The sequence below is a fragment of the Geodermatophilus sp. SYSU D00814 genome, assembly GCF_054050055.1.
The window spans coordinates 50,024-73,626 of sequence record NZ_JBJGYP010000016.1 but is presented as its reverse complement, the minus strand read 5'-3'; the positions used below and the strand labels follow the sequence as shown (position 1 = coordinate 73,626).

Annotated in this window: 26 protein-coding genes; 15 read left to right on the top strand and 11 right to left on the bottom strand. The window is 76.8% G+C overall.

Translation table 11 applies throughout. The features are described 5' to 3' along the window. The first annotated feature begins 116 nt into the window (after positions 1-116). Both ACI780_RS14175 and ACI780_RS14170 read left to right on the top strand, forming a co-directional pair. A complete protein-coding gene (locus tag ACI780_RS14175) occupies positions 117-824 on the top strand; it encodes a metal-dependent transcriptional regulator (RefSeq protein ID WP_089404149.1) in 708 nt (235 codons plus the stop codon). A 138-nt stretch (positions 825-962) separates the two neighbouring features. Next, positions 963-3,047 carry a S9 family peptidase gene (locus ACI780_RS14170; RefSeq protein ID WP_457003632.1) on the top strand — a complete coding sequence of 695 codons (2,085 nt, stop codon included), beginning with the start codon at positions 963-965 and terminating at the stop codon, positions 3,045-3,047. A gap of 92 nt (positions 3,048-3,139) precedes the next feature. Here ACI780_RS14170 and ACI780_RS14165 read toward each other — a convergent pair whose 3' ends face one another. The 4 genes from ACI780_RS14165 to ACI780_RS14150 form a co-directional block, all read right to left on the bottom strand. Further along, positions 3,140-4,240, bottom strand: coding sequence for a DUF4192 domain-containing protein (locus tag ACI780_RS14165; protein ID WP_457003630.1), 1,101 nt, complete (start codon positions 4,238-4,240; stop codon positions 3,140-3,142). Between the two features lie 93 nt (positions 4,241-4,333). After that, positions 4,334-5,020 (bottom strand): DUF6875 domain-containing protein, encoded by a 687-nt coding sequence (locus ACI780_RS14160; protein WP_457003628.1) that lies wholly within the window; start codon positions 5,018-5,020, stop codon positions 4,334-4,336. Between the two features lie 263 nt (positions 5,021-5,283). Next, entirely contained in the window at positions 5,284-6,015 is a 732-nt protein-coding gene (locus ACI780_RS14155; protein ID WP_457003626.1) for a hypothetical protein, read from the bottom strand. A gap of 54 nt (positions 6,016-6,069) precedes the next feature. After that, positions 6,070-6,363 (bottom strand): Dabb family protein, encoded by a 294-nt coding sequence (locus tag ACI780_RS14150; protein ID WP_457003624.1) that lies wholly within the window; start codon positions 6,361-6,363, stop codon positions 6,070-6,072. A gap of 53 nt (positions 6,364-6,416) precedes the next feature. On the opposite strand from ACI780_RS14150, the gene ACI780_RS14145 reads away from it, so the two are divergent. Genes ACI780_RS14145 through ACI780_RS14120 form a run of 6 tightly spaced genes read left to right on the top strand, consistent with a single transcriptional unit; the run spans position 6,417 to position 11,858 of the window. Then, positions 6,417-7,670: a glycosyltransferase family 4 protein gene (locus tag ACI780_RS14145; RefSeq protein ID WP_457003622.1), complete on the top strand. Its 1,254-nt coding sequence runs from the start codon at positions 6,417-6,419 to the stop codon at positions 7,668-7,670. After that, entirely contained in the window at positions 7,658-8,422 is a 765-nt protein-coding gene (locus tag ACI780_RS14140) for a methyltransferase domain-containing protein (protein ID WP_457003620.1), read from the top strand. Before ACI780_RS14145 ends, ACI780_RS14140 begins: the two co-directional genes overlap by 13 nt. A gap of 46 nt (positions 8,423-8,468) precedes the next feature. Beyond that, positions 8,469-9,506 carry a prenyltransferase gene (locus ACI780_RS14135; protein WP_457003618.1) on the top strand — a complete coding sequence of 346 codons (1,038 nt, stop codon included), beginning with the start codon at positions 8,469-8,471 and terminating at the stop codon, positions 9,504-9,506. Then, positions 9,503-10,387 carry a glycosyltransferase family 2 protein gene (locus ACI780_RS14130; RefSeq protein WP_457003616.1) on the top strand — a complete coding sequence of 295 codons (885 nt, stop codon included), beginning with the start codon at positions 9,503-9,505 and terminating at the stop codon, positions 10,385-10,387. Before ACI780_RS14135 ends, ACI780_RS14130 begins: the two co-directional genes overlap by 4 nt. Next, entirely contained in the window at positions 10,384-11,319 is a 936-nt protein-coding gene (locus ACI780_RS14125) for a glycosyltransferase family 2 protein (protein ID WP_457003614.1), read from the top strand. The genes ACI780_RS14130 and ACI780_RS14125 overlap by 4 nt, the downstream gene beginning before the upstream one ends. Before the next feature lie 17 nt (positions 11,320-11,336). Beyond that, complete coding sequence (locus tag ACI780_RS14120) at positions 11,337-11,858, top strand: DinB family protein (protein ID WP_457003612.1); 522 nt, start codon at positions 11,337-11,339, stop codon at positions 11,856-11,858. A 101-nt stretch (positions 11,859-11,959) separates the two neighbouring features. On the opposite strand, the gene ACI780_RS14115 is transcribed toward ACI780_RS14120, so the two are convergent. The 5 genes from ACI780_RS14115 to gdhA are packed head-to-tail and all read right to left on the bottom strand — an operon-like array spanning position 11,960 to position 16,085. Next, positions 11,960-12,289 carry a TraR/DksA family transcriptional regulator gene (locus ACI780_RS14115; protein WP_456870539.1) on the bottom strand — a complete coding sequence of 110 codons (330 nt, stop codon included), beginning with the start codon at positions 12,287-12,289 and terminating at the stop codon, positions 11,960-11,962. Then, positions 12,279-12,899 carry a class I SAM-dependent methyltransferase gene (locus ACI780_RS14110; RefSeq protein WP_457003610.1) on the bottom strand — a complete coding sequence of 207 codons (621 nt, stop codon included), beginning with the start codon at positions 12,897-12,899 and terminating at the stop codon, positions 12,279-12,281. Before ACI780_RS14110 ends, ACI780_RS14115 begins: the two co-directional genes overlap by 11 nt. After that, entirely contained in the window at positions 12,896-14,170 is a 1,275-nt protein-coding gene (locus tag ACI780_RS14105; protein WP_456870537.1) for a YibE/F family protein, read from the bottom strand. Before ACI780_RS14105 ends, ACI780_RS14110 begins: the two co-directional genes overlap by 4 nt. Positions 14,171-14,218: 48 nt before the next feature. Continuing rightward, positions 14,219-14,677: an STAS domain-containing protein gene (locus ACI780_RS14100; protein WP_456870536.1), complete on the bottom strand. Its 459-nt coding sequence runs from the start codon at positions 14,675-14,677 to the stop codon at positions 14,219-14,221. Between the two features lie 58 nt (positions 14,678-14,735). Further along, a complete protein-coding gene (gdhA, locus tag ACI780_RS14095) occupies positions 14,736-16,085 on the bottom strand; it encodes an NADP-specific glutamate dehydrogenase (RefSeq protein ID WP_457003607.1) in 1,350 nt (449 codons plus the stop codon). Positions 16,086-16,307: 222 nt separating this feature from the next. On the opposite strand from gdhA, the gene ACI780_RS14090 reads away from it, so the two are divergent. The 6 genes from ACI780_RS14090 to ACI780_RS14065 all read left to right on the top strand — a co-directional run bounded on the left by ACI780_RS14090 (position 16,308) and on the right by ACI780_RS14065 (position 21,061). After that, positions 16,308-16,790, top strand: coding sequence for an Hsp20/alpha crystallin family protein (locus tag ACI780_RS14090; RefSeq protein WP_456870534.1), 483 nt, complete (start codon positions 16,308-16,310; stop codon positions 16,788-16,790). Positions 16,791-16,913: 123 nt separating this feature from the next. After that, positions 16,914-17,363, top strand: coding sequence for a MerR family transcriptional regulator (locus ACI780_RS14085; protein ID WP_457003605.1), 450 nt, complete (start codon positions 16,914-16,916; stop codon positions 17,361-17,363). 15 nt (positions 17,364-17,378) lie between these two features. Next, positions 17,379-17,690 carry a metal-sensitive transcriptional regulator gene (locus ACI780_RS14080; protein ID WP_456870532.1) on the top strand — a complete coding sequence of 104 codons (312 nt, stop codon included), beginning with the start codon at positions 17,379-17,381 and terminating at the stop codon, positions 17,688-17,690. A 23-nt stretch (positions 17,691-17,713) separates the two neighbouring features. After that, positions 17,714-17,923 carry a heavy-metal-associated domain-containing protein gene (locus ACI780_RS14075; RefSeq protein ID WP_457003602.1) on the top strand — a complete coding sequence of 70 codons (210 nt, stop codon included), beginning with the start codon at positions 17,714-17,716 and terminating at the stop codon, positions 17,921-17,923. A 25-nt stretch (positions 17,924-17,948) separates the two neighbouring features. Beyond that, entirely contained in the window at positions 17,949-18,830 is an 882-nt protein-coding gene (locus ACI780_RS14070) for a hypothetical protein (RefSeq protein ID WP_457003600.1), read from the top strand. Then, positions 18,827-21,061 (top strand): heavy metal translocating P-type ATPase, encoded by a 2,235-nt coding sequence (locus ACI780_RS14065; protein ID WP_457003598.1) that lies wholly within the window; start codon positions 18,827-18,829, stop codon positions 21,059-21,061. Before ACI780_RS14070 ends, ACI780_RS14065 begins: the two co-directional genes overlap by 4 nt. 7 nt (positions 21,062-21,068) lie before the next feature. On the opposite strand, the gene ACI780_RS14060 is transcribed toward ACI780_RS14065, so the two are convergent. Further along, a complete protein-coding gene (locus tag ACI780_RS14060; protein WP_456870528.1) occupies positions 21,069-21,650 on the bottom strand; it encodes a TetR/AcrR family transcriptional regulator in 582 nt (193 codons plus the stop codon). Positions 21,651-21,714: 64 nt separating this feature from the next. Between ACI780_RS14060 and ACI780_RS14055 the strand changes: the two genes are divergently transcribed. Then, complete coding sequence (locus ACI780_RS14055; RefSeq protein WP_457003596.1) at positions 21,715-22,608, top strand: oxidoreductase; 894 nt, start codon at positions 21,715-21,717, stop codon at positions 22,606-22,608. A 65-nt stretch (positions 22,609-22,673) separates the two neighbouring features. On the opposite strand, the gene ACI780_RS14050 is transcribed toward ACI780_RS14055, so the two are convergent. Beyond that, positions 22,674-23,603, bottom strand: coding sequence for a M56 family metallopeptidase (locus ACI780_RS14050; protein WP_457003594.1), 930 nt, complete (start codon positions 23,601-23,603; stop codon positions 22,674-22,676).

Below are 23,603 nucleotides of genomic sequence, written 5' to 3'. Positions count from 1 at the left end.
TCCCCCCGGCTCCCGGTCCCGGCCCGGACCTGCGCCGCCACCCCGCGCGGTCCCCGCGGCGGCCGGGCCCGGTCGCTGGTGGCCCGTAGGATCGGGGGCGACACGGAGGAGTGCCAGTGAACGACCTCATCGACACCACGGAGATGTACCTCCGCACGATCTTCGAGCTGGAGGAGGAGGGCATCGTCCCGCTCCGGGCCCGGATCGCCGAGCGGCTGCACCAGAGCGGTCCCACCGTCAGCCAGACCGTCGCCCGCATGGAGCGCGACGGGCTGCTGACCGTCGAGGGCGACCGGCACCTGCAGCTGTCGGAGTCCGGCCGTGCGCTGGCCACCGCGGTCATGCGCAAGCACCGGCTCGCCGAGTGCCTGCTCGTCGACGTCATCGGCCTGGAGTACGCCGACGTCCACGAGGAGGCCTGCCGCTGGGAGCACGTCATGAGCGAGGCGGTGGAGCGCAAGTTGCTGACGCTGCTCGGCAACCCGACGGTCTCCCCGTTCGGCAACCCGATCCCCGGCCTGGACGCCCTCGGCGGGGAGACCTCGGCGGTGCTCGACTCCCTCACCCTGCTGTCCACCACGGCCACCGCCGAGGGCCGCCGGGTGACGATCCGGCGGATCAGCGAGCAGCTGCAGGAGAACGGTGAGCTGCTGCGCCAGCTCGCCGAGCAGGGGGTGCGCCCGGGCGCGACCGTGGTGGCCCGGTCGACGAACGGCACCGTGACCGTCGACGACCACCCGCTGCCGGCCGGCGTGGCCCAGCACCTGTTCGTCGCCGCGGTCGACGAGGAGCTGACCCCGGCGGAGGCCGCCGCCCAGCTCTGACGGCGGGGCCTGCGGCAGGCCCTCCCCGCACGTCACCGGCGCCCGGTGCCCGCTCCCGCGGGTGCCGGGCGCCGCTCGTTACGGTGGGCGGCGTCTGCGCCACGACCCAGCGTCCGCGACCACCCGCGAGGAGTCCCGGTGAGCGAGCCCGACCACCCCACCGACAGTCCTGCGGACGCTCCCCCGGCGTCGCCGTTCGAGCGGCCGGCCGACGTGGCCGCGATCCCGCGGGTGAGCGGTCTGGCACTGTCGGCCGACGGCACCCGGCTGGCGGTCGCGGTGCAGACGCTGAACGGCGAGGGCACGAAGTGGCAGTCGGCGCTGTGGGAGGTCGACCCCGCCGGGCAGCGACCGCCGCGGCGGCTGACCCGCAGCGCCCCCGGCGAGTCCGCGCCGGCCTTCGGCCCCGACGGGACCCTGCTGTTCGTCTCCGCCCGCCCCGACCCCGCGGCCGGCAAGGACGCCGGTGACCCGAAGCCGGCGCTGTGGGCACTGCCCCCCGGCGGCGGGGAGGCACGCCCGGTCGTCACCCGCCCCGGCGGCGTGGCCGGCTTCGCGGTAGCCGCCGACAGCGGCGACGTCGTCGTGGTGGCCGCCACCCACCCCGGCGCGGGGGACGCCGCCGACGACGAGGCCCGGCGCAAGGCGCGCAGCGACGCGGGGGTGTCGGCGATCCTGCACGAGGCCTACCCGGTGCGGTACTGGGACGCCGACCTCGGCCCCGCCGTGCCGCACCTGTTCTGGGCCGGAGCCCTCCCGGCCGAGGACGCGGCGGGCGGGGTGCCCGAGCCGGTCGAGCTGCGTGACCTGACCCCCGACGCCGGCCCCCCCATCGGGGCCGGCGAGTCGGTGACCCTCTCCCCCGACGGCCGCCTCGCGCTGCGGGAGGAGCAGGTGCCCGACGGGCCGGCCGGCCGGCGCACCCGGCTGTTGCTGGTGGAGACGGCGACCGGGAACAGCCGGGTGCTGGTCGACGACCCGCTGGCCGACGTCCACTCCGCCGCCTTCTCCCCCGACGGCGCCGCGGTCGTCTGCGTGCGCGAGACCATGACCACCTACGCCGAGCCGCCGGACTACACGCTGCTGCTGGTCGACGTCGACTCCGCCGAGGCCCGGGAGCTGACCGCCGGCTTCGACCGCTGGCCCAGCGCCCCGCAGTTCGCCGCGGACGGCACGGCGGTGTACTTCCTCGCCGACGACGACGGCCGGCACGCGCTGTTCCGGGTGGAGGTGGCCGGCGGCGAGCCGGTGCGGCTGACCGCCGACGGCGCCCACAGCGACCTGCAGGTGGCCCGCGACGGCAGCGCCCTCTACGCCCTGCGCTCGGCCTACGACGAGCCGCCCGTCCCGGTGCGGCTGGACCCGCGGGCGACCGGCCAGCACCCCGAGCCGCTGCCCGCACCGGGGGCGGTCGGCCGGCTGCCCGGGACGTTGACGGAGGTCCGCGCCACCGCCGCCGACGGCGCGCAGGTGCAGTCCTGGCTGGTGCTGCCCGAGGGCGCCTCCGCGGAGAACCCGGCGCCGCTGGTGCTGTGGATCCACGGCGGCCCCCTGATGAGCTGGAACTCCTGGTCGTGGCGCTGGTGCCCGTGGGTGCTGGCCGCCCGGGGGTACGCCGTGCTCCTGCCCAACCCGGCGCTGTCGCAGGGCTTCGGCCAGGACTTCGTGCGGCGCGGCTGGGGCGAGTGGGGCGGAGCGCCCTACACCGACCTGATGGCCGCGGTGGACGCCGCCCTGGAGCGGCCCGACCTCGACCCGGAGCGCACCGCCGCGATGGGCGGCTCGTTCGGCGGCTACATGGCCAACTGGGTGGCCACCCAGACCGACCGCTTCAAGGCGATCGTCACCCACGCCAGCCTGTGGGACCTCGACAGCTTCGTGGGCACCACGGACGCGGCCTACTACTGGGAGAAGGAGTGGGGCGACCCGCTCGCCACCCCGAAGCGCTACGAGCAGAACTCGCCGCACCGCTTCGCCGACGCCATCCGCACGCCGGTGCTGGTCATCCACGGCGACAAGGACTACCGCGTGCCGATCGGCGAAGGGCTGCGGCTCTTCTACGACCTGCAGAAGCGGGGCGTGCCCTCGCGGTTCCTCTACTTCCCGGACGAGAACCACTGGGTGCTCACCCCCGGCAACTCGACGGTCTGGTACGAGACGGTGCTCGCCTTCCTGGCCGAGCACGTGCTCGGCCAGGAGTGGCAGCGCCCCGCCCTGGTCTGAGGAAGGACCTCCTCGCCCCCACCGCTCGCGAGCTCGCGGCGGGGCCCTGCGAGGAGGCCGTTGCAGCACCTCACCCGGCGCCGGCGCCTGCCTCACCCGGCGGCCGAGCGCGGGTCGGGCGCGAGGATCTCGCTGATCAGGGCGCGCAGCCGCGCGGGCGGCAGGCAGGCGGCCAGGCCGTCGGCCAGCAGCTGCGGCAGCGGCGCGTCGGGGTCGGCCGCCAGCGCCCGGTCGAGCGCGACGTTGGCCGTGGCGCCGTCCCCGCGCAGCCACGCGCTGACCGCCAGCAGCGTCGCGGGTGGCCCGTCGAGCGGTACGGGCGCGCGGCGGGTGCACTCGGTCCACAGCACCTCCGCGGCCGGGGCGTCGTCGCCGAGCGCCAGGCCCAGCGCCCGGTCGCGCACCTCGGAGAGGGTCAGCGCCCACAGCACCTCGGCGACTCGGGTGTCGGGCAGCCGCGCCCCGGCGGTGGCCGGTCCCGGCCGGCAGGCGGCCGCGGCGTCGACGACCAGGGTGGTCGCCTCGGCGGCGACGGCGGCCCGCCCGCGGGCGCGCAGCCGGCCGGCGTGCACCCGCCCGGCGGACAGGCACGCCTCGGCCATCGCCGCCGCGGCCGGCCCGTCCGGCGGCGCGATGCGGGCGGCCAGCGCCGCGCGGTCGGGCGCGAGCACCGCACCGCCGGCCACCGCCGCCGCGGCCAGCGGGCTGGCCCCCTCGGGGACGGGCGTGCCGGCGCTGGGCTCGCAGCAGGCGTACGGGCAGTCGTAGTCCCACCACCGGCCCCCGCGGACCAGCAGCGCCTCGCGGACGGGCACGTCGTGCGCGTCCAGGGCCAGCACCACCTCGTGCACGACGTCGCGGTGCGGCAGCTCCGGCCACGCCTCGACGGCGCCGGACCCGACCGGGAGCACCGGCGGGAGCTCGCGGTCGGGGGTCTCGGAGACCACCGCGAGGAGCACGGCGTCCGGCTCGTCGGTGACGACCCGGGCGGCGAGGGCGCGAGCCAGCGCGGCGGCCGAGCCCGGCGGCGGGAGGTCGGCGCGCACGGTCAGGCCGACCCGGCTGCCGCCGGGTCCGCGCAGGCTGACCAGCACCACCGACTCGGCCGGCCGGAAGCCGAGCAGGTGCGGCAGGGCGGCGGCGACCTCGCCGGTGTCGCCGAGCCGGATGACGGGGATCGGGGGTCTGTCCACGCCGTCGACCCTGCGGTCGCGCACGGTGCGGGAGGCTCCCCGGCGACGGCCTGTGGACCGGGCCGCCCCTGTGGACGGCCGGGTCGCGGAGTGTCAGTGGGCCGCGGCCTCCGCCGGGGGCACCCGGTCGCGCCGCGCGTTCCACGGCAGCCGGCGGAGCTCCTCGGCGAGCGCGCGGACCCCCGACTCGCCGAAGCGACGGGCCCAGTGGGTCAGCCAGTCCTCCTGGTCGAGGAAGAACTTCCAGTCGCCGACCACCCCGTGCCGCACGAACAGGAACGGCACGGGTGACTGGAACGGGCGGAAGCCGTCGTTGTAGATCGCCGTCGAACGGTTGCCCTCGTAGAACGGCCCGAAGACGATCCCGTCCTCGACGTAGGACGGCACGGCGATCTGCTGCAGGACCTCACCGAAGACGCCCTCCGCACGCTCCGCGGGCAGGTCCGGGAAGACGACGACCACCACGTCGTACGTGTCGTCGTCCGCCGCGGCCTCGAGCAGCCGGCGCTTGTGGTCCTCCACCACCTCGACGACGCGCGGCGCGCCCCCGTCGCCGACCTGCTCGGCGGCGAGCCACAGCCGCTGCCGCGCCACGGACGTGGGAACGAAGGGGCAGACGGGCCCGGGGCGGCCGAGTTCCTCGTGCGGCTCGACGACGAAGGTCCTGATCCAGTCGGCGACGGCGCGCAGCGCGTCGCGGTCGCGGTCGGTCAGGCCGCCGGTCCGCCCGTCGGTGGCGAGGTCCTCGAGGAGGAAGAGGTCAGCGGTCCGTGTCGTCATCGGGACCTCCGGGGAGAGGAGCGGGCACCGGTCCTGGCGTCCCGGAGCGTGCCCACCCCCCGCCGGGGGTCGCGCCCGTCAGGAGCCCTGGTCCGCTCCCCGGGCCGGTGACGGTCACCGGGGCGCGTCGGCCACCGGTCGACCGCCGGACCGCGTCCTCCCTCACCGCAGGGCGTCCTCCCTCACGGTGGGCCGTCGGGGAGGACGCCCCACGATCAGGTCACCTGATCGTGGCCCGACCCGCCCGACCGCACCCGACCGGTTCAGTCGAGGACGGCGGCCTGGGTGTCGTGGGCCCGCGCGAGCAGGTCGGTGAAGGCCGTGGGGTCCAGCCGCCCGCCGGAGGTGTCGGTGGTGAGCAGCACGAGGACCTGCTCGCCGTCCTGCACCATCCCCACCAGCGCCGGCACGGTCACCTGCTGCCCGTCGGGCCCGGTCGCGGTGGTGCTGAACGTGACGCCGGCCGAGCCGTCGCCGAGCTCGGGCACGGCGAGCTCGTCGAAGGCGATGGTCACCGTGCCGGCCTGCGGGGAGGTCACCTGCACCGAGCGGCACGCGTCGAGCTGCTGCCCGAAACCGGCCAGCGCGTCCTCGGCGGGGCCGCCGGAGGCCAGCGCCTGCACGGTGGTGACCGTCCCGAGGACGGCGACCTGGGCGGCGACGTCGTCGTACTCGTCGAACGACGGCTGGGTCCCCTGCACCGCGGGCCCGCACTCCGGCGGGGTCACCTCGACGCCCTCCGCGGCGCTGCCGGCGGCCGCCGCGCCCTGCGCCAGCTGGGCCTCGGTCAGCGGGGTGACCTGCGCGCCCGCCCCGAAGGCGTCGGCGGGCAGCAGCCCCGGCGCGAGGTCGGTGCCGGAGGCGGGCGACGACGAGGACGAGGACGACGACGACGCGGGCGAGGCCGTGCCCTCGACGTCGCCGCCGCCGCACCCGGCGAGCAGGAGGGCGGCCGCCAGGCCGGCGGCGGTGCGCAGACGACGGCGGGCGCTCATGCCCGGACGGTAACCGCGGCGCGACGCCGGCGCGGGCCGGTCACCCCGATCGGGTCACGGCTCGTACTGCACGGCGCTGCGCGCGGCGAGGTACGGGCGGACGTGCTCGGCGATCACCGCGAGGTGCACCGGGTCGGTGGCGTAGCGGCGGAACGCCTCGGCGTCGGCGAAGTCGGCGACCAGGACCGTGTGCGCGTTGCCCTCGACGAGGCCGGCGTCGGGGGCGACGGTGAAGGCCAGCGTCCCCGGGACCTGCTCGGGCAGCCGGCGCAGCGCGGCGACGGTCTCGGCCCGGCGGGCCTCGTCGGCGTCGTCGGACCAGCTGAAGTGCACGACGTGTCGGATCACGCCGGTCACCCTGTGAGGCGGGCGGACCGCGGGGGGTCGGTAGTGTCCGGCGCATGGGACGACGGCTGCGGATCGCACTGCTGTCGTACCGGAGCAAGCCGCACAGCGGCGGGCAGGGCGTCTACGTGCGGGCGCTGTCGCGCGAGCTGACCGCCCTCGGCCACGCCGTCGAGGTGTTCAGCGGCCAGCCCTACCCCGAGCTCGACGACGGCGTCCCGCTCACCCGGGTGCCCAGCCTCGACCTGTACCGGGAGCCCGACCCGTTCCGCATGCCGCGGCCCGCGGAGTTCCGCGACTGGATCGACGTCGCCGAGTGGGCCGCGATGTGCACCGCCGGCTTCCCCGAGCCGCTCACCTTCACGCTGCGCGCGGCCCGGCTGCTGCTGCCCCGCGCCGCGGAGTTCGACGTCGTGCACGACAACCAGAGCCTGGGCTACGGGCTGCTGCGGCTGGTCCGCGCGGGGATCCCCACCGTGGCCACCGTGCACCACCCGGTCGCCATCGACCGGCAGCTCGACCTCGCCGCCGCGCCCACCCTGCGCCGCCGGCTGACGCTGCACCGCTGGTACGGGTTCACCGCGATGCAGGCCCGCGTCGCCCCGCGCCTGGACGCGGTCACCACCGTGTCGGAGAGCTCGCGGCGCGACATCGAGACCCACCTGCGGGTGCCCGCCGCCGGCGTCGAGGTCGTCCCGGTCGGCATCGACCCCGACGTGTTCACCCCGCCGCCGGCCGGCCGCCCGCGCGAGGCCGACTCGATCGTGGTCACCACCAGCGCCGACGTGCCGCTCAAGGGCCTGGTGCACCTGCTCGAGGCGGTGGCCAAGCTGCGCACCGAGCGGCCGGTGCGGCTGACCGTCGTCGGCACCGCCCGTCCCGGCGGGCCGGCCCAGTCGGCGCTGGACCGCCTCGGCCTGCGCGACGCCGTCCGGTTCACCGGCCCGCTGCCCGAGGCCGACCTCGTGCGGCTGCTGCAGTCGGCGGCCGTGGCCGCCATCCCCTCCCTCTACGAGGGCTTCTCGCTGCCGGCTGTGGAGGCCATGGCCTGCGGCACCCCGCTGGTGACCACCGACGCCGGCGCGCTGCCCGAGGTCGTGGGCACCCAGGCGGGCCTCCGGGTGCGGGCCGGCGACGTCGACGAGCTCACCGCCGCGCTGCGGATGGTGCTCGAGCAGCCCTCGCTGCAGGACCAGCTCGGCCGCGCCGGCCGTCGCCGGGTGCTGGCCTCCTACACCTGGCGGTCGACCGCCGAGCGCACCGCCGACTGGTACGCCCGCGTGCTGGAGGAGAAGGGGTGCCCGTGCTGACGGTCGACTACGACCTGCTCGACCTGCGGCCCGGCGCCACCGTCCTCGACCTCGGCTGCGGCGAGGGCCGGCACGCCTTCGAGGCCTACCGCCGCGGCGCGCACGTGGTCGCCGTCGACCACGGCGCGTCCGAGGTGGCGACGACGAGACAGTGGCTGGGGGCGATCGCCGAGGCCGGCGAGGCACCGGCGGGCGCCCGCTACGAGGTGGTCCGCGGCGACCTGCTGCACCTGCCCTTCCCCGACGCCAGCGTCGACCGGGTCATCGCCTCGGAGGTGCTCGAGCACATCCCCGACGACGCCCGCGCCATGGCCGAGATCGTGCGGGTGCTCAAGCCCGGCGGGCGGGTCGCCGTCACCGTGCCCCGGTACGGCCCCGAGCGGGTCTGCTGGGCGCTGTCGGACGCCTACCACGCCAACGAGGGCGGGCACGTGCGCATCTACCGCGGCGACGCGCTGCGGGCCCGCCTGCGGGTCGCCGGCCTCGCGCCCGGGCGCAGCCACCACGCGCACGCGCTGCACGCGCCCTACTGGTGGCTCAAGTGCGCGGTCGGCGTGGAGCGCGACGCCGCCGTCGTGCGGGCCTACCACCGGCTGCTGGTCTGGGACCTCACCCAGCGGCCGCTGGTCACCCGGCTGGCCGAGCGGGTGCTCGACCCGCTGATCGGCAAGAGCCTGGTCGTCTACGCGGACAAGCCGGCGGTCCCCGTCGGCGCCCTGCCGGAGCGGGAGAAGACCGCTGCCGCCCGCTGAGCCCCCCGCGCTGCCCGAGCTGCCCGGCGTCCTCGATCGCGCCGCGGTGCGGCAGACGGTGGCCGCGATCGCCGCGGAGCAGGCCGCCGACGGCGCGCTGCCGTGGTTCCGCGGCGGGCAGCTGGACCCGTGGGACTCGATCGAGGCGGCGATGGCCCTGGACGTGGGCGGCGAGCACGCCCGCGCGGTGGCCGCCTACCGCTGGCTGGCCGGCCGGCAGCGCCCGGACGGCTCCTGGGCCGCCGAGTACCGCGGCGGCGCCGAGACCTCCCCCGCCGTCGAGAGCAACCACGCCGGCTACCTCGCCGTCGGCGCCTGGCACTCCTGGCTGGTCACCCGCGACGAGGCGCTGGTCGGCGAGCTGTGGCCGGTCGTGCGCCGCGGCCTGGACCTCGTGGTGCGCATGCAGCTGGCCAGCGGCGCGGTCGGCTGGGCGCTGCGGCCCGACGGCACCCCCGACGGCACCGCGCTGCTGACCGGCAACGCCAGCCTGTTCCAAGCGCTGCGCTGCGGCATCGCGCTGGCCGGGCTGGTCGGGTCGCCGCAGCCGGACTGGGAGCTGGCCGTCACCGACCTCGGGACGGCGCTGCGCAGCGACCCCGCCGCCTTCGCCGACCGGTCGCGGTACTCGATGGACTGGTACTACCCGGTGCTCGCCGGTGCGGTCACCGGCGAGGCCGCCCGCGCCCGGCTGGCCGCCGACTGGGACCGCTTCGTCGTCCCGGGCCTGGGCGCCCGCTGCGTGGCCGACCGCCCGTGGGTGACCGGCGCGGAGACCTGCGAGCTGGCGCTGGCGCTGGTGGTCGCCGGGCAGCCGGAGGCCGCGCGCGAGCAGGTGGCGGCGGTGCAGCACCTGCGCCACGGCGACGGCTCCTACTGGACCGGGCTGGTCTACGCCGACGACGCCCGGTGGCCGGTGGAGCGCACCACCTGGACGGCGGCGGCGGTGGTGCTCGCCGTCGACGCGCTCTCCGGGGCCACGCCGGCGTCGGGGCTGTTCGCCGACCCGGCCGCGCTGCCGGCGCCCGGCACCGTCGACACCCCCGGTTCGGCGGCGCCGTTGCCGGGCAGTCGACGTCCGTGACCAGCACCACCGAGCACCCCGGCGCGACCCCGTCCCCGACCGCCGGCGGCGTCACCGTCGTCGTCATGAGCCGCGACCGCCGCGAGGACCTGCTCGCGACGCTCCCCCGGCACGAGGCGCCGGTGGTGCTCGTCGACAACGGCTCCACCGACGGCACGGTCGACGCCGTCCGCGCCGGGCTGCCGGGGGTGACCGTGCTGGCACTGCGGGAGAACGTCGGCGCCCGGGCGCGCACCATCGGCGCCGGGCACGCCGGCACGGAGTTCGTCGCGTTCGCCGACGACGACTCGTGGTGGGCGCCCGGCGACCTGGCCCGCGCCGCGGCGCTCATGCGCGCCCACCCGCGGCTGGCGGTGCTCAACGCCCGGGTGCTGGTCGGCCCGGAGGAGCGGCTGGACCCGCTGTGCCCGGAGCTGGCGGCCAGCCCGCTCGGCGCGCCGCCGCACCTGCCGGGCCCGCGGCTGCTCGGGTTCATCGGCTGCGCGGCGATGGTGCGCACCGAGGCGTTCCTCGCCGCCGGCGGCTTCGACGCCGTGGTGCGCTTCCCGGGCGAGGAGGAGCGGCTCGCCCTCGACCTGGCCGCCGCCGGGTGGGACATCGCCTACGTCGACGCGGTGACGGTGCACCACCACCCCTCGACCCGGCGGCACGACCCCGCGGCCCGCCGCACGGCGATCTGGCGGTCGCGGCTGCTCACCGCGGTGATGCGGCTGCCGTGGCGCGACGTGGCGCGCACCCTCGCCGCCGGGGCGCGGGCCGGTGCCCCCGAGCGGCGCGGCCTGTGGCGGGCGGTGCCGGACCTGCCGGCCGCGCTGCGCCGCCGTCGCCGGGTGCCGGCGCACGTGCTGGCCGACCTGCGGCTGCTGGAGGCCGGCTCGTGACGGCGACCGCCGGCCGGCCGGTGGACGTGGAGGCGGGGCCTGACGCGCGGATCGCCGTCGTCGTCATCACCCACGAGCGGCGCGAGGAGCTGCTGGTGGCGCTGTCGCGGCTGGTGGAGCTGCCGGAGCGGCCGCACGTGGTGGTCGTCGACAACGGCTCCACCGACGGCACGGCGGAGGCGGTCCGCGCGCGGTTCCCCGCGGTGGAGCTGGTCGCCAGCCCGGTCAACCTCGGGGCGGTCGGCCGCAACGTCGGCGTCGCGCGGCTGTCGACGCCCTACGTCGCCTTCTGCGACGACGACACGTGGTGGGAGCCGGGGTCGCTGCGGACGGCGGCGGACGTCCTCGACGCCCACCCGCGGCTGGCCGTGGTGACCGCGCGGATCCTCGTCGAGCCCGGCGGCCGGGAGGACCCGATCGTGCCGGAGCTGCGCGACTCCCCCGTCCCCGGCGCCGCCTGGCTGCCCGGCCCGGCGCTGGGCTCGTTCCTCGCGGGCGCCAGCGTGGTGCGCCGGGAGGCGTTCGGCGAGGTCGGCGGCTTCTGCGAGCGGCTGTGGCTGGGCGGGGAGGAGGAGCTCATGGCCGGCGACCTCGCCGCCGCCGGCTGGGAGCTGTGCTACCTGCCCGCCCTGACCGTGCACCACCAGGCCTCCCGGGCCCGCGACTCCCACCGCCGTCGCCGCGACGGCATCCGCAACACCCTGTGGACGACGTGGCTGCGCCGTCCCCTGCGCCCGGCGCTGCGCCGCACGCTGCACCTGCTGGCCACCCTGCCCCGCGACCGGGTCACCGCGCAGGGGCTGCTGGCCGCCGCCCGCGGCGTGCCGTGGGTGCTGCGCGAGCGGCGGGTGCTGCCCGCCTCCGCCGAGGCGCGCTTCGCCGCCCTCGACGCCGTCCAGCGCCGCAGCTCGGCGCGCCGCTACGTCAGCTGAGCCCGGGAGGGACGCCCGTGACACCACCGGACCGCCGCGACCAGCCGCCGACCACCGCGGACGAGGCAACGACCCTGACGGCCTTCCTGCGGTACCAGCGGCAGACGCTGGAGTGGAAGTGCGCCGGCCTGACCCCGCAGCAGCTCGCCACCCGGGCCGTGCCGACGTCCGAGGTCACGCTGCTGGGGCTGGTGCGTCACCTCGCCGCCGTCGAGACCGGGTGGCTGGTCGGCTTCGGCGGGCTGCCGTACACGATGTGGCCCGACGTCGTCCGCGACCGCGACGAGCAGTTCCGCGTGGACCCCGTCACGGTGACCGCGGACGACGTGGAGGCGGCCTGGGCCACCTGGCGGGCGGTCGCCGACGCGGTGGGCTCGGTCGCGCGGCAGCTCCCCCTCGACACCACCGACCGGCCCTGGGGGCGCGACGACGGGTTCTCGCTGCGCTGGATCCTGGTGCACCTGGTCGAGGAGTACGCGCGGCACAACGGCCACGCCGATCTCCTCCGCGAGGCGGTCGACGGCGTCACCGGGGAGTGAGCCGCACCCGCACGGGCAGCGTGTGCGCCGCCGAGGCATAGGAAGCTCTCCTCACGTCCGGGGCCCGGATACGTGGGGAGAGCTTCCTATGCCTCAGGGGGTCAGGTCGCGCAGGCGATGCAGGTCCGAGTCGTGGGACGGGCCTCGAGGCGCTCGGGCGCGATCGGCGCGCCGCAGGTCTCGCAGCGCCCGTAGGTACCGGCCTCGACGGCGGTGACCGCGGCGTCGACCTCGGCCAGCCGCCGCCGCGCCTGCTCCAGCAGCGCCGCCAGCTGCTGGCGCTCGAAGGCGATGGTCGCGCCCTCCGGGTCGTGCTCGTCGTCGGCGTTGGACGCCTGCGAGGCGGCGACCACGGCGTCGAACTCGCGGGTCAGCGCCGCGATCTGTGCCAGGGCGGCGGCGCGCTCCGCCCCGAGCCGGTCAGCGCTCACGGCGCAGCAGCCGCAGCGACCCGGTGCCGGGCAGCTCGGTGAAGTCGCCGCCGGCCAGCACCCGCGTGTAGACGCCGAAGGGCGCCTGGCCGCCGTCGGCGGGGTCGGGGAAGACGTCGTGGATGGCCAGCGTGCCGCCCACGGCCAGCTTGGCCACCCAGGCGTCCTGGTCGCGGCGGGCGGACTCCTCGGTGTGGCTGCCGTCGAGGAACAGCAGCGCCAGCGGCGTCGACCACAGCGGCGCGAGCACCTCCGACCGCGCGACGACGGCGACGACGACGTCCTCGGCCCCGGCGTCGGCGACGGTGCGGCGGAACCGCGGCAGGGTGTCGACGAGCCCGACGGCGGGGTCGACCAGCGACGGGTCGTGGTACTCCCAGCCGGGCTGGTGCTCCTCGGACCCGCGGTGGTGGTCGACGGTGACCACCTGCCGTCCGGTCTCGCGCGCGGCGGCGGCGAGGTAGAGCGCCGACTTCCCCATCCACGAGCCGACCTCCAGCAGCGGCCCGGGGACGGCGACGGCGCGGGCGGCCTCGTACAGGGCGCGGCCCTCGTCGTCGGGCATGAAGCCGGGGGCGGCGCGGGCGGCGGCCAGCAGGTCTGAGCTCACCGGGCGAACCTCGCACGCAGCGCCGACATCCGCTTCTCCGGGGCGGCGCCGGCCGCCGTCCCGGCCGCGGTGGCGAAGAACGCGCCGGCCGCCGTCGTCACCGGCACCGCCAGCACCAGCGCGATGGCGCCCACCAGCGTCCGGATGACCTCCTCGGCCAGCGCCGAGCTGGTCAGCACGACCCCGGCCGGCTGCGCGTAGAGCTCGAACAGCAAGAGCAACGGCAGCGCGGCCCCGGCGTAGGCGAACACGATCGTGTAGACCGTCGAGGCGATGTGGTCGCGGCCCACCGCCATGCCGCGGCGGTAGAGGTCGCGCCACCCCATCGCCGGGTCGACCTCCTTGAGCTGCCACAGCGCCGAGGCCTGGGTGATCGTCACGTCGTTGAGCACCCCGAGCCCGGCGACGACGACCCCGGCGATGACCAGCCCGGAGAAGTCGAGCGTCGGGTCGAAGGTGGCCAGCTGGATGGTCTCCTCGTTGGTCAGCCCGGTCAGCCGCGCGACGCCGACCGACACCGAACCGAGCACGGTCACCAGCGCCAGCCCGAACAGCGTGCCCACCAGCGCCGTCGTCGTCCGGGCCGAGAAGCCGTGGGCGAGGTAGAGGACGACGAACATGATCGCCGCGGAGCCGACGAGGCTGACCAGCGTCGGCGAGGACCCCGCCAGCAGGGCGGGCAGCACGAACTGCAGGAGCACGAAGAAGGCGAACGCCAGGCCCACGAGCGCGGCCAGCCCGCGCAGCCGGGCGACGGCGACGGTGACGAGCGCGAAGGCGACGGCGAGCACCAGCATCGGCGTCGCCCGCGCGAGGTCGTAGAACTGGTAGCTCGCGCCGCCCTCGGCACCGGGATCGCGGGTGAGCACGACCGTGTCGCCCTCGGCGACCCCGTTGGCGACGACGTCGGCGGCGAGGTCGACCTGCTGGTACTCCCCGGCGCCGGGCCCCTCGAGCACCTCGACGACGGCGGTCGCGCAGGTGGCCTGCGCGGTGCCGGGGTCCCCGCAGGGGAAGGTCTGCAGCGACACGATCCGGCCGTCGGGGTAGGTGGTGCCCGGCGGCAGGAAGGTCTCGGCCACCTGCTGGGCGCGGGTGGGCTCGTCAGCGGGCCAGAGCACGACCAGGCCGACGACGGTGGCCAGCCCCGCCGGGACCAGGAGCAGCAGCATCAGCCACACCGCCCGGCGACGGCGGGTCAGCGTCTCCGGGGTCGGCGGCGGCGCGTCGGGGTCGGCACCGTGGGAGTGACCGTGGGAGGGAGGTGGCACCCGGTCAGGCTAGGAGCCGCGCCGCTGCGGACCCGGTCCGACACCGGGTCAGGCGCTGCGCCCGTCGGGCCCGTCCGGCCGCCGGGTCTGCGCGCCCGACGGCGGGGAGCCGCCGGCGTCGGCCGGCCCGGCCTCGGGGTCGACGACCTCGAAGCGCCGCCACAGGCCGGTCAGCTGCAGCGGCCGGGCGACCGCGGCCGGCGGGGAGACCAGGGCGACGGTGACCGCGCGCGGCTGCGTCATGCGCTGCAGCTGCACCAGCACCGCCATGCCGGCGGAGTTCATGAACGTCACCCCGCCGAGCAGCAGCTCCAGTCGGGACAGCGTGGGCACCGACAGCAGCTGGTCGGTGACCGCGCGGACCAGGGGGCGCCGGGCGGCCTCGGTGAGCTCCCCGGTGACCGTCACGCGGCTGACGTCGCCGTCGAGCTCGGCGGTGACCTCCGGGGCGGTCCCGTCGGGCGGCTCGGCAGCCTCTTCCTCCTGGGGCGGTACGGACTCGCTCATGTACGCGCACTGCCCGCTGCCCGCGGATCCCATGCCCGGGCCCGCGTCCCGGAGCGCCTCACACGAGCCCGTGGGCGTGCACGGCCTCGGCGACCTGCAGGAAGCCGGCGACGTTGGCGCCGAGGACGAGGTCGCCCGGGGAGCCGTACTCCTCGGCGGTGGCGGCACACCGCTCGTGGATGCCGCGCATGATCTCCTCCAGCCGCGCCTCGGTGTGCTCGAAGGTCCAGCGGTCCCGCGAGGCGTTCTGCTGCATCTCCAGCGCGGAGGTGGCCACTCCCCCGGCGTTGGCGGCCTTGCCCGGCGCGAACGCCGCCCCGCTCTCGCGGAGGACCCGCACCGCGTCGGGGGTGGCCGGCATGTTGGCGCCCTCGACGACGTGGCGGCAGCCGTTGCGGGCCAGCACCACCGCGGCGTCCCCGTCGAGCTCGTTCTGCGTCGCGCTGGGGATCGCGACGTCGCAGGGCACGTCCCAGATGCTGCCGCCGGCGACGAACGACGCCGACGGGACGCGCTCGGCGTAGGCGCCGATGCGGGCCCGCTCGACCTCCTTGACCTGCTTGAGGACCTCGAGGTCGATGCCCTTCTCGTCGACGACGTAGCCGCTGGAGTCCGAGCAGGCGACCACGGTGCCGCCGAGCTGGTGCACCTTCTCGATGCCGTAGACGGCGACGTTGCCCGAGCCGCTGACGGTGACCCGCTTGCCGTCGAAGGACTCCCCGGCGGCCTCCATCATCGCCTCGGCGAAGAAGGCCGCGCCGTACCCGGTGGCCTCGGTGCGGACCAGCGCCCCGCCCCAGCCCAGGCCCTTGCCGGTGATGACCCCCGACTCGTAGCGGTTGGTGATCCGCTTGTACTGGCCGAACAGGTAGCCGATCTCGCGGGCGCCCACGCCGATGTCACCGGCGGGCACGTCGGTGTACTCGCCGAGGTGCCGGTAGAGCTCGGTCATGAAGGACTGGCAGAAGCGCATGACCTCGGCGTCGGAGCGGCCCTTGGGGTCGAAGTCCGAACCGCCCTTGCCGCCGCCGATGGGCATCCCGGTCAGCGCGTTCTTGAACACCTGCTCGAACCCGAGGAACTTCACGATGCCGAGGTTGACCGAGGGGTGGAAGCGCAGCCCGCCCTTGTAGGGCCCCAGCGCCGAGTTGAACTCGACGCGGAAGCCGCGGTTGATCTGCACCTCCCCGGAGTCGTCCTGCCACGGCACCCGGAAGATGACCTGCCGCTCGGGCTCGCAGATCCGCTCCACGGTCTTCATCTCGGTGTACTCGCTGTGCCGGCGCAGCACGACGGCCAGCGACTCGAGGACCTCGCGGACCGCCTGGTGGAACTCCGGCTCCGCGGGGTTGCGGCGCAGCACCTCCTCGTGGATGCGCTCGACCACCGGCGGCAGGCTGTCGGTCACGGGTCCCTCCGCTCTGCGACCGGACCCGTTCCGGATCCGCGACGGGGCCATGATGTCGGGCCGGGGACCGGCGGCCGCGAGGGGGGCCGGTCCGGTCCGGAGGCGGAACACCACGGAGGAGAGGATGTTTACAAAGGTGCCCGAGGGAGGTAATCTCCAGTCACCGCTTGAGGTTCATCCCGAGCGGAGCACACACACCGGATCTCCCAGGAGGTTCCCGAGATGCTGACCGCGTACGACCCGTTCGCCGCCACGTCCGCCGCCTTCCGCGCACTGGACCAGCTCGCCGGCCGTACCGGCACCGCCCGTGCCCTGTCGGGCATGCCCATGGACGCCTACCGGGTCGGCGACAAGTTCGTCGCCCACTTCGACCTGCCCGGCGTCGACCCCGGCTCGATCGACCTGTCGATCGAGGGCACCACGCTCACCGTCAGCGCCGAGCGCTCCGTACCGCAGCTGGAGAACGCCGAGTGGGCCGTCGCCGAGCGCCCCTACGGTGCCTACACCCGCCAGCTGGTGCTGGGCCGCAGCCTCGACACCGACCGGCTCGAGGCCAGCTACCACGACGGTGTCCTGACCGTGAGCATCCCGGTCGCCGAGAAGGCGCGGGCCCGCAAGATCACCGTCACCCGCGCCGACGTGCCGACCCAGGTCGAGGGCCGGACCATCGAGCACGACAGCGAGCAGCGCGCCGTCGAGAGCTGACGGGTGCGCTGATCGGGCGACCCGCACGCGGGGCCGGGCCGGCACGGCCCGGCCCCGCGCCGTTCCCGGGACACCCCCGGCACCCACCCCCACCCGACACCCCCGGCCGACGAGGAGCCCCCCGTGAGCAGCGACGCACGGCCCGGTGCCGACGACGGCGCGCCCGGGACTCCTCGGCCACAGGACACCGCGACCGACACCGCGTCCGACGCCGTCCGCCGGCTCGACGACCCCGACTTCCCCGCGCTCACCATGAGCCAGGCCGCCGCGCTGCTGGGCGTGCAGGCGGCCTTCCTGCGCAGCCTCGACGGGTCCGGGGTGCTGCACCCGCACCGCTCCCCCGGCGGGCACCGCCGCTACTCCCGCCACCAGCTGGTGCTCGCCGCCCGTCTGCGCGGCCTGCTCGACGAGGGGCACCCGCTCGCCTCGGCCGAGGTGATCGTCGGCCTGCAGGACGAGCTCGCCGACGCGCGGGCCTCCAACGACCGGCTGCGCGACACCGTCGACCGGCTGCGCTCGGACAGCCCGGAGAGCCCCACTCCGGACGGGGATCTGCACACCCCTGGGGGGTAGGGGTACAGTGATGGTGTGAGCGACGCGGAGACCACCCCCGGCCACGTCCACGGCTATCTCCACCGCAAGGACGACCACCTCAAGCGGCTGCGCCGCATCGAGGGCCAGGCGCGCGGGTTGCAGCGGATGGTCGAGGACGAGAAGTACTGCATCGACATCCTCACCCAGGTCTCGGCCATGACCTCGGCGCTGCAGTCGGTGGCGCTGAGCCTGCTCGAGGAGCACCTGGCGCACTGCGTCGCCGAGGCCGTCGCCACCGGCGGCCCGGAGGCCGACGCGAAGGTCCGCGAGGCCTCCGCCGCGATCGCCCGGCTCGTCCGCTCCTGACCCGACCCTCCCGGAGGACCCCCGTGAGCACCGCCAGCTACACCGTCACCGGCATGACCTGCCAGCACTGCGTCGCCGCCGTCACCGAGGAGGTCGGCGACCTGCCCGGCGTGACCGGCGTGCAGGTCGACCTGTCCAGCGGCGGGCTGACCGTCACCAGCGAGACCCCGGTGGACGACGACGCCGTGCGCGCCGCCGTCGAGGAGGCCGGGTACGAGCTCGCCGCCCGCTGAGCCGATCCCCCCGAGGAGCACCCCCGTGCGCACCCCCGTCCGGCTCGCCGCCACGACCCTGGGCCTGGCCGCCGTCCTCGGCGCCGGGTGGGGCGTCGGCGCGCTCGTGGGACCGGTGGCCGCCGCGCCGGCCGCCGCGGAGCACGCCGGGGAGACCCCTCACGCCGAGGGCGGGCACGCCGGGGCGGTCCCGGAGGAGCCGCACGACCAGCCCGCCGGCCTGGCCGTCTCCGCCGAGGGCCACACCCTCGACCTCGCCGCCGACGCGCTGCCCGCCGGGGACGCCGTCCCGCTGTCGTTCCGCCTGCTCGGCCCCGGCGGCGCCCCGGTCACCGCGTACGAGACCGTGCACGAGCAGGACCTGCACCTCGTCGTCGTCCGCCGTGACCTGACCGGCTACCAGCACCTGCACCCGGTCCTCGCCCCCGACGGCACCTGGACGGCGACGGTCGCACTCACCCCCGGCCCGTGGCGGGTGCTGGCCGACGCCACGCCGACCGCGCACGGCACCGGGCTGGTGCTGGGCGCCGACCTCGCCGTCGGCGGCCCGTGGGAGCCGGTGCCACCGCCCGACCCGTCGGCGACCGCCGAGGTCGACGGCTACACCGTCACCCTCGACGGCGAGCTGGTGGCCGGGCGCGAGTCGGAGGTCGTCCTCACCGTGACCCGCGACGGCGCGCCGGTGACCGACCTGCAGCCGTACCTCGGCGCGCGCGGCCACCTGGTGGCACTGCGGGCCGGGGACCTCGGCTACCTGCACGTCCACCCGACCGGCGGTGCCGGCGGTGCGGTGCGCTTCGCCGTCGAGGTGCCCGCGGCCGGCGAGCACCGGCTCTTCCTCGACTTCCGGCACGGCGACGTCGTCCGCACCGCCGTGTTCCCCGTGACCGCCCGGAGCGCCCCGTGACCACCCCCACGCAGATCGAGCTGTCGATCGGCGGCATGACCTGCGCGTCCTGCGCGGCCCGCATCGAGAAGAAGCTCAACCGGCTCGACGGCGTCACCGCGACGGTCAACTACGCCACCGAGAAGGCCCGCGTCACCTTCGGCGGCAGCGTCGTCCCCGAGGACCTCGTCGCCACCGTGGAGAAGGCCGGCTACACCGCCGCGCTGCCTGCGCCGCCGCGGGAGGACGTCCCGGAGGCCGACCCCGACGCCGCGTTGCGGCAGCGGCTCGTCGTCTCGGCGCTGCTCAGCCTGCCGGTGGTGCTGCTGGGCATGGTCCCGGCGCTGCAGTTCGAGTACTGGCAGTGGCTGTCGCTCGCGCTGGCCGCGCCGGTGGTCGTCTGGGGCGGGCTGCCCTTCCACCGCGCCGCGTGGACCAACCTGCGCCACGGCGCGGCCACCATGGACACCCTCGTCTCGCTGGGCACCGGCGCGGCGTTCCTGTGGTCGCTGTACGCGCTGTTCCTCGGCACCGCCGGCGAGCCCGGCATGACCCACGGCTTCTCCCTCGCCGTCACCCGCACCGACGGCAGCGGCGACGTCTACCTCGAGGCCGCCGCCGGGGTGACCACCTTCCTGCTGGCCGGCCGGTACGCCGAGGCCCGCGCCAAGCGCCGCGCCGGCTCGGCGCTCCGCGCCCTGCTCGAACTCGGCGCCCGCGAGGTGTCGGTGCTGCGCGGCGGCGCCGAGACCCGCGTCCCGGTCGAGCAGCTGCACGCCGGCGACCTGTTCGTCGTCCGGCCGGGCGAGCGGGTGGCCACCGACGGCGCGGTCGTCGAGGGTTCCTCGGCGGTCGACGCCTCGATGCTCACCGGCGAGTCGGTGCCGGTGGAGGTCGGCCCGGGCGACCCCGTGGTGGGCGCGACGGTCAACGCCGGCGGCCGGCTGGTCGTGCGGGCCACCCGGGTGGGCTCGGACACCCAGCTCGCGCAGATGGCCCGGCTGGTCGAGGAGGCGCAGAACGGCAAGGCCCAGGTGCAGCGCCTGGCCGACCGCGTCTCCGGCGTCTTCGTGCCCGTGGTGCTGGCGCTGGCCGCCGCCACGCTCGGGTTCTGGCTGGGCACCGGCGCGGGGATGACCGGGGCGTTCCCCGCCGCCGTCGCCGTGCTGATCATCGCCTGCCCGTGCGCGCTCGGGCTGGCCACGCCGACCGCGCTCATGGTCGGCACCGGCCGCGGCGCGCAGCTGGGCATCCTGGTGCGCGGCCCGGAGGTGCTGGAGTCCACGCGCCGGGTCGACACCGTCGTCCTCGACAAGACCGGCACCGTCACCATCGGCCGGATGAGCCTGACCGGCGTCGTCGCCGCCGACGGCGAGGACCCCGACGAGGTGCTGCGCCGGGCGGGCGCGCTCGAGGACGCCTCCGAGCACCCGATCGCCGCCGCCGTCGCCGCCGCCGCCCGCGCGCGGCTCGGCGCACTGCCCGCCGTCACCGGGTTCGGCAACGAGGCCGGGCGCGGCGTGCGCGGCGCCGTCGACGGCGTGCCCGTGGTCGTCGGGCGCCCCGCGCTGGTCGGCCCGCTGGCCCCCGAGCTGGCCGGGGCCGTGGCCGCCGCGGACGCGGCCGGCCGCACCGCGGTCGCCGTCGGCTGGGACGGCGCGGCGCGCGGCGTGCTGGTCGTCGCCGACACCGTCAAGCCGACCTCGGCCGCGGCCGTGCGGCAGTTCCGCGACCTGGGGCTGCGCCCGGTGCTGCTCACCGGCGACTCCGCCGCCGCGGCCGCCGCGGTGGCCGCGGAGGTCGGCGTCGACGACGTGGTGGCCGAGGTGCTGCCGCAGGACAAGGTCGAGGCCGTCCGGCGGCTGCAGGCGCAGGGCCGCACCGTGGCGATGGTCGGCGACGGCGTCAACGACGCGGCCGCGCTGGCCCAGGCCGACCTCGGGCTGGCCATGGGCACCGGCACCGACGTGGCGATCCAGGCCAGCGACCTCACCCTGGTGCGCGGCGACCTGCGCGCCGCGGCCGACGCCGTCCGGCTGGCCCGCCGCACGCTCGCGGTGATCAAGGGCAACCTCTTCTGGGCGTTCGCCTACAACGTCGCGGCGATCCCGCTGGCGATGGCCGGGCTGCTCAACCCGATGATCGCCGGTGCCGCGATGGCGCTGAGCTCGGTGTTCGTCGTCACCAACAGCCTGCGGCTGCGGCGGTTCGCGCCGCTGCCGGGCAACGCGAGCTCCGCCGTCCCGGACTGACCCGCGCTCAGCGGGGCCGCAGGCCCTCGAGGAGGGCGTCGACGGTCTGCACGAGCAGCGCGTCGACGTCGCCGCCGCGCAGCACGCCGCTGACCGACAGCGCGGCCACCCCGTGCAGCGCGGCCCACAGCGCCGTGGCCAGCGCGGCCGGGTCGCCGGCGCGCACCTCGCCCCGGGCCTGCGCGTCGGCGACCACCGCGTCCGGCCCGGACAGTCCCGGGCCCTCGTGCGACTCGCCGGCGGCCTTGCCCGCGAACATCAGCTCGAGCAGCGCCGGCTCCCCGGTGGCGAAGTGCACGTACGCGCGCCCCAGGGCGAGCAGCCGGGGGCGCAGCCCCGCGCCGGCGCCGGGGTCGGCGGTGGCCAGGGCGGTGTCGAGCCGCTCCCACCCGGCGCGGGCGAGCGCGGCGAGGAAGGCCTGCCGGTCGGGGAAGTGCCGGTTCGGGGCCGCGTGGCTGACGCCGAGGTCGCGGGCCAGCGCCCGCAGCGACAGGTCGGCCACCGTGCCGGTGCGCAGCTGCTGGGCCGCCCGGTCCAGCAGGGCGGCCCGCAGGTCCCCGTGGTGGTAGGGCTGCTCGGCGGTGCGCACGTCGCGGGAGCGTACTCGGAGTAGACGTTGACCACATTGTTGACGGCGACTACATTCACTCGGCATGACGATCCCCTCGTTCCCCATCCCCTCCCAGGCCGGCCGCACCGCCGTGGTCACCGGCGCCACCAGCGGGCTGGGCCTGGCCACCGCCCGCGCACTCGCCGGCGCCGGCGCCCGCGTGGTGCTCGCCGTCCGCGACGTCGCCCGCGGCGAGGCGGCCGCCGCCGGCCTGCCCGGCGAGGTGGAGGTGCGGCGGCTGGACCTCGCCGACCTCTCCTCGGTGCGGGAGTTCGCCGCCGGGTGGCGCGGCCCGCTCGACCTCCTGGTCAACAACGCGGGGATCATGATGGTCCCCGAGGGCCGGACCGCCGACGGCTTCGAGCTGCAGTTCGGCACCAACCACCTGGGGCACTTCGCGCTCACCGTGCAGCTGCTCCCGCACGTCACCGACCGGGTGGTCACGGTCGCCTCGACGGCCCACCGGGTCGGCTCGATCGACCTCACGGACCTGAACTGGGAGCGCCGCGGGTACTCCCCGGAGCGGGCCTACGGCCAGTCGAAGCTGGCCAACCTGCTGTTCACCCTGGAGCTGCAGCGCCGGCTGACCGCGGCCGGCTCACCGGTGCGCGCGATGGCGGCCCACCCGGGCTGGTCGGCGACCAACCTGCAGGGCCGGACCGGGAACCGGGTCAAGCACGCGGTGATGGCGCTGGGCAACCGCGTGATCGCGCAGTCGGCCGCGCAGGGCGCGCTGCCCACGCTGTTCGTGGCCACCGCGGACCTCCCCGGCGGCAGCTACGCCGGCCCGGACGGCGCCTTCGAGGTCCGCGGCGAGCCGACGCTGGTCGGGCGCACCCGCGCGGCCAGCGACCCCGACCTCGCCGCCCGGCTGTGGGCGGCCTCGGCCGAGCTCACCGGCGTCGACCTCCCCGCCGTCCTGCCGGCCGCCGTCTGAGCACGTCCGCGGACGTGCACGGCCCACCCCGCCCGCCGGCCGGGCACGTCCGCGGACGTGCACGCTCACAGCGCCGGGAGGAGCAGCAGGGCGGTCGGGACGAGCAGCAGCAGGCCCGCGCACAGCAGCGCGCCGGCGCGGGCCGCGGGCGGCAGCGGCGCCGACGGGGACAGCAGCCGCACGACCCGGGCGCCGACGGCGCTGCCGCCCACCGACAGCGCCCCGCTCGGCACCCCTCCGCCCGCGCCACCGGCCGCGACCACGATCGCCTGGGCCAGCGTCCGCCGCGGGTCCGGGCCGCGCAGCGAGGCCAGCGCCCGGTCGTCGGCGCGCATCTCCACCAGCTCCCGGACGGCGGCGTGCGCCCGGGCCGCCGCCGGGAGCACCGGCAGCGCCGCCTCCCAGGCCACGAACGGCAGCAGGTAGAGGTGGTGGTGCTCGGCGAGGTGGGCGCGCTCGTGGGCGACGACGGCGGCGAGCTGGTCGTCGTCGAGCTCGGCGACCATGCCCGAGGAGAGCACCAGCAGCGGCCGGGCGCCGGGGATGCAGAACGCCACCGGCGCGGGGTGCTCGAGCAGCCGGGCGTCGGGGACGGCGTCGGCGGGCCGCACGACCAGCTCGAGCAGCGCGCGGTGCCGGCGGCGGGTGCGGGCGGTGCGGGCCCAGGACAGCGCGAGCACCCCGAGCAGCTCCACGGCCAGGACGGCGGCCAGCGTCAGGGTGACCCAGTGGTCGCCGCGGACGGGGTCGCGGGCCGGGTCGCCGGTGAGCACCGCCGCGCCGGCCTCGGGCAGCGAGTGACCCCACGGCGCCAGTCCGTGCACCAGCAGCGCGCCGATGATCGACAGGCCGCCGGCCAGCCCGATCGCCTGCCAGCACACCAGCGCCACGAGCGGGTCGCGGCGGGGCCACCGGGCGCGGCCGAGCAGCGCCGGCACCGGCCAGGCCAGCGCCGCGGCGAGGACCGCGAGCGCCGCGGCGGTGGCGGGCAGCAC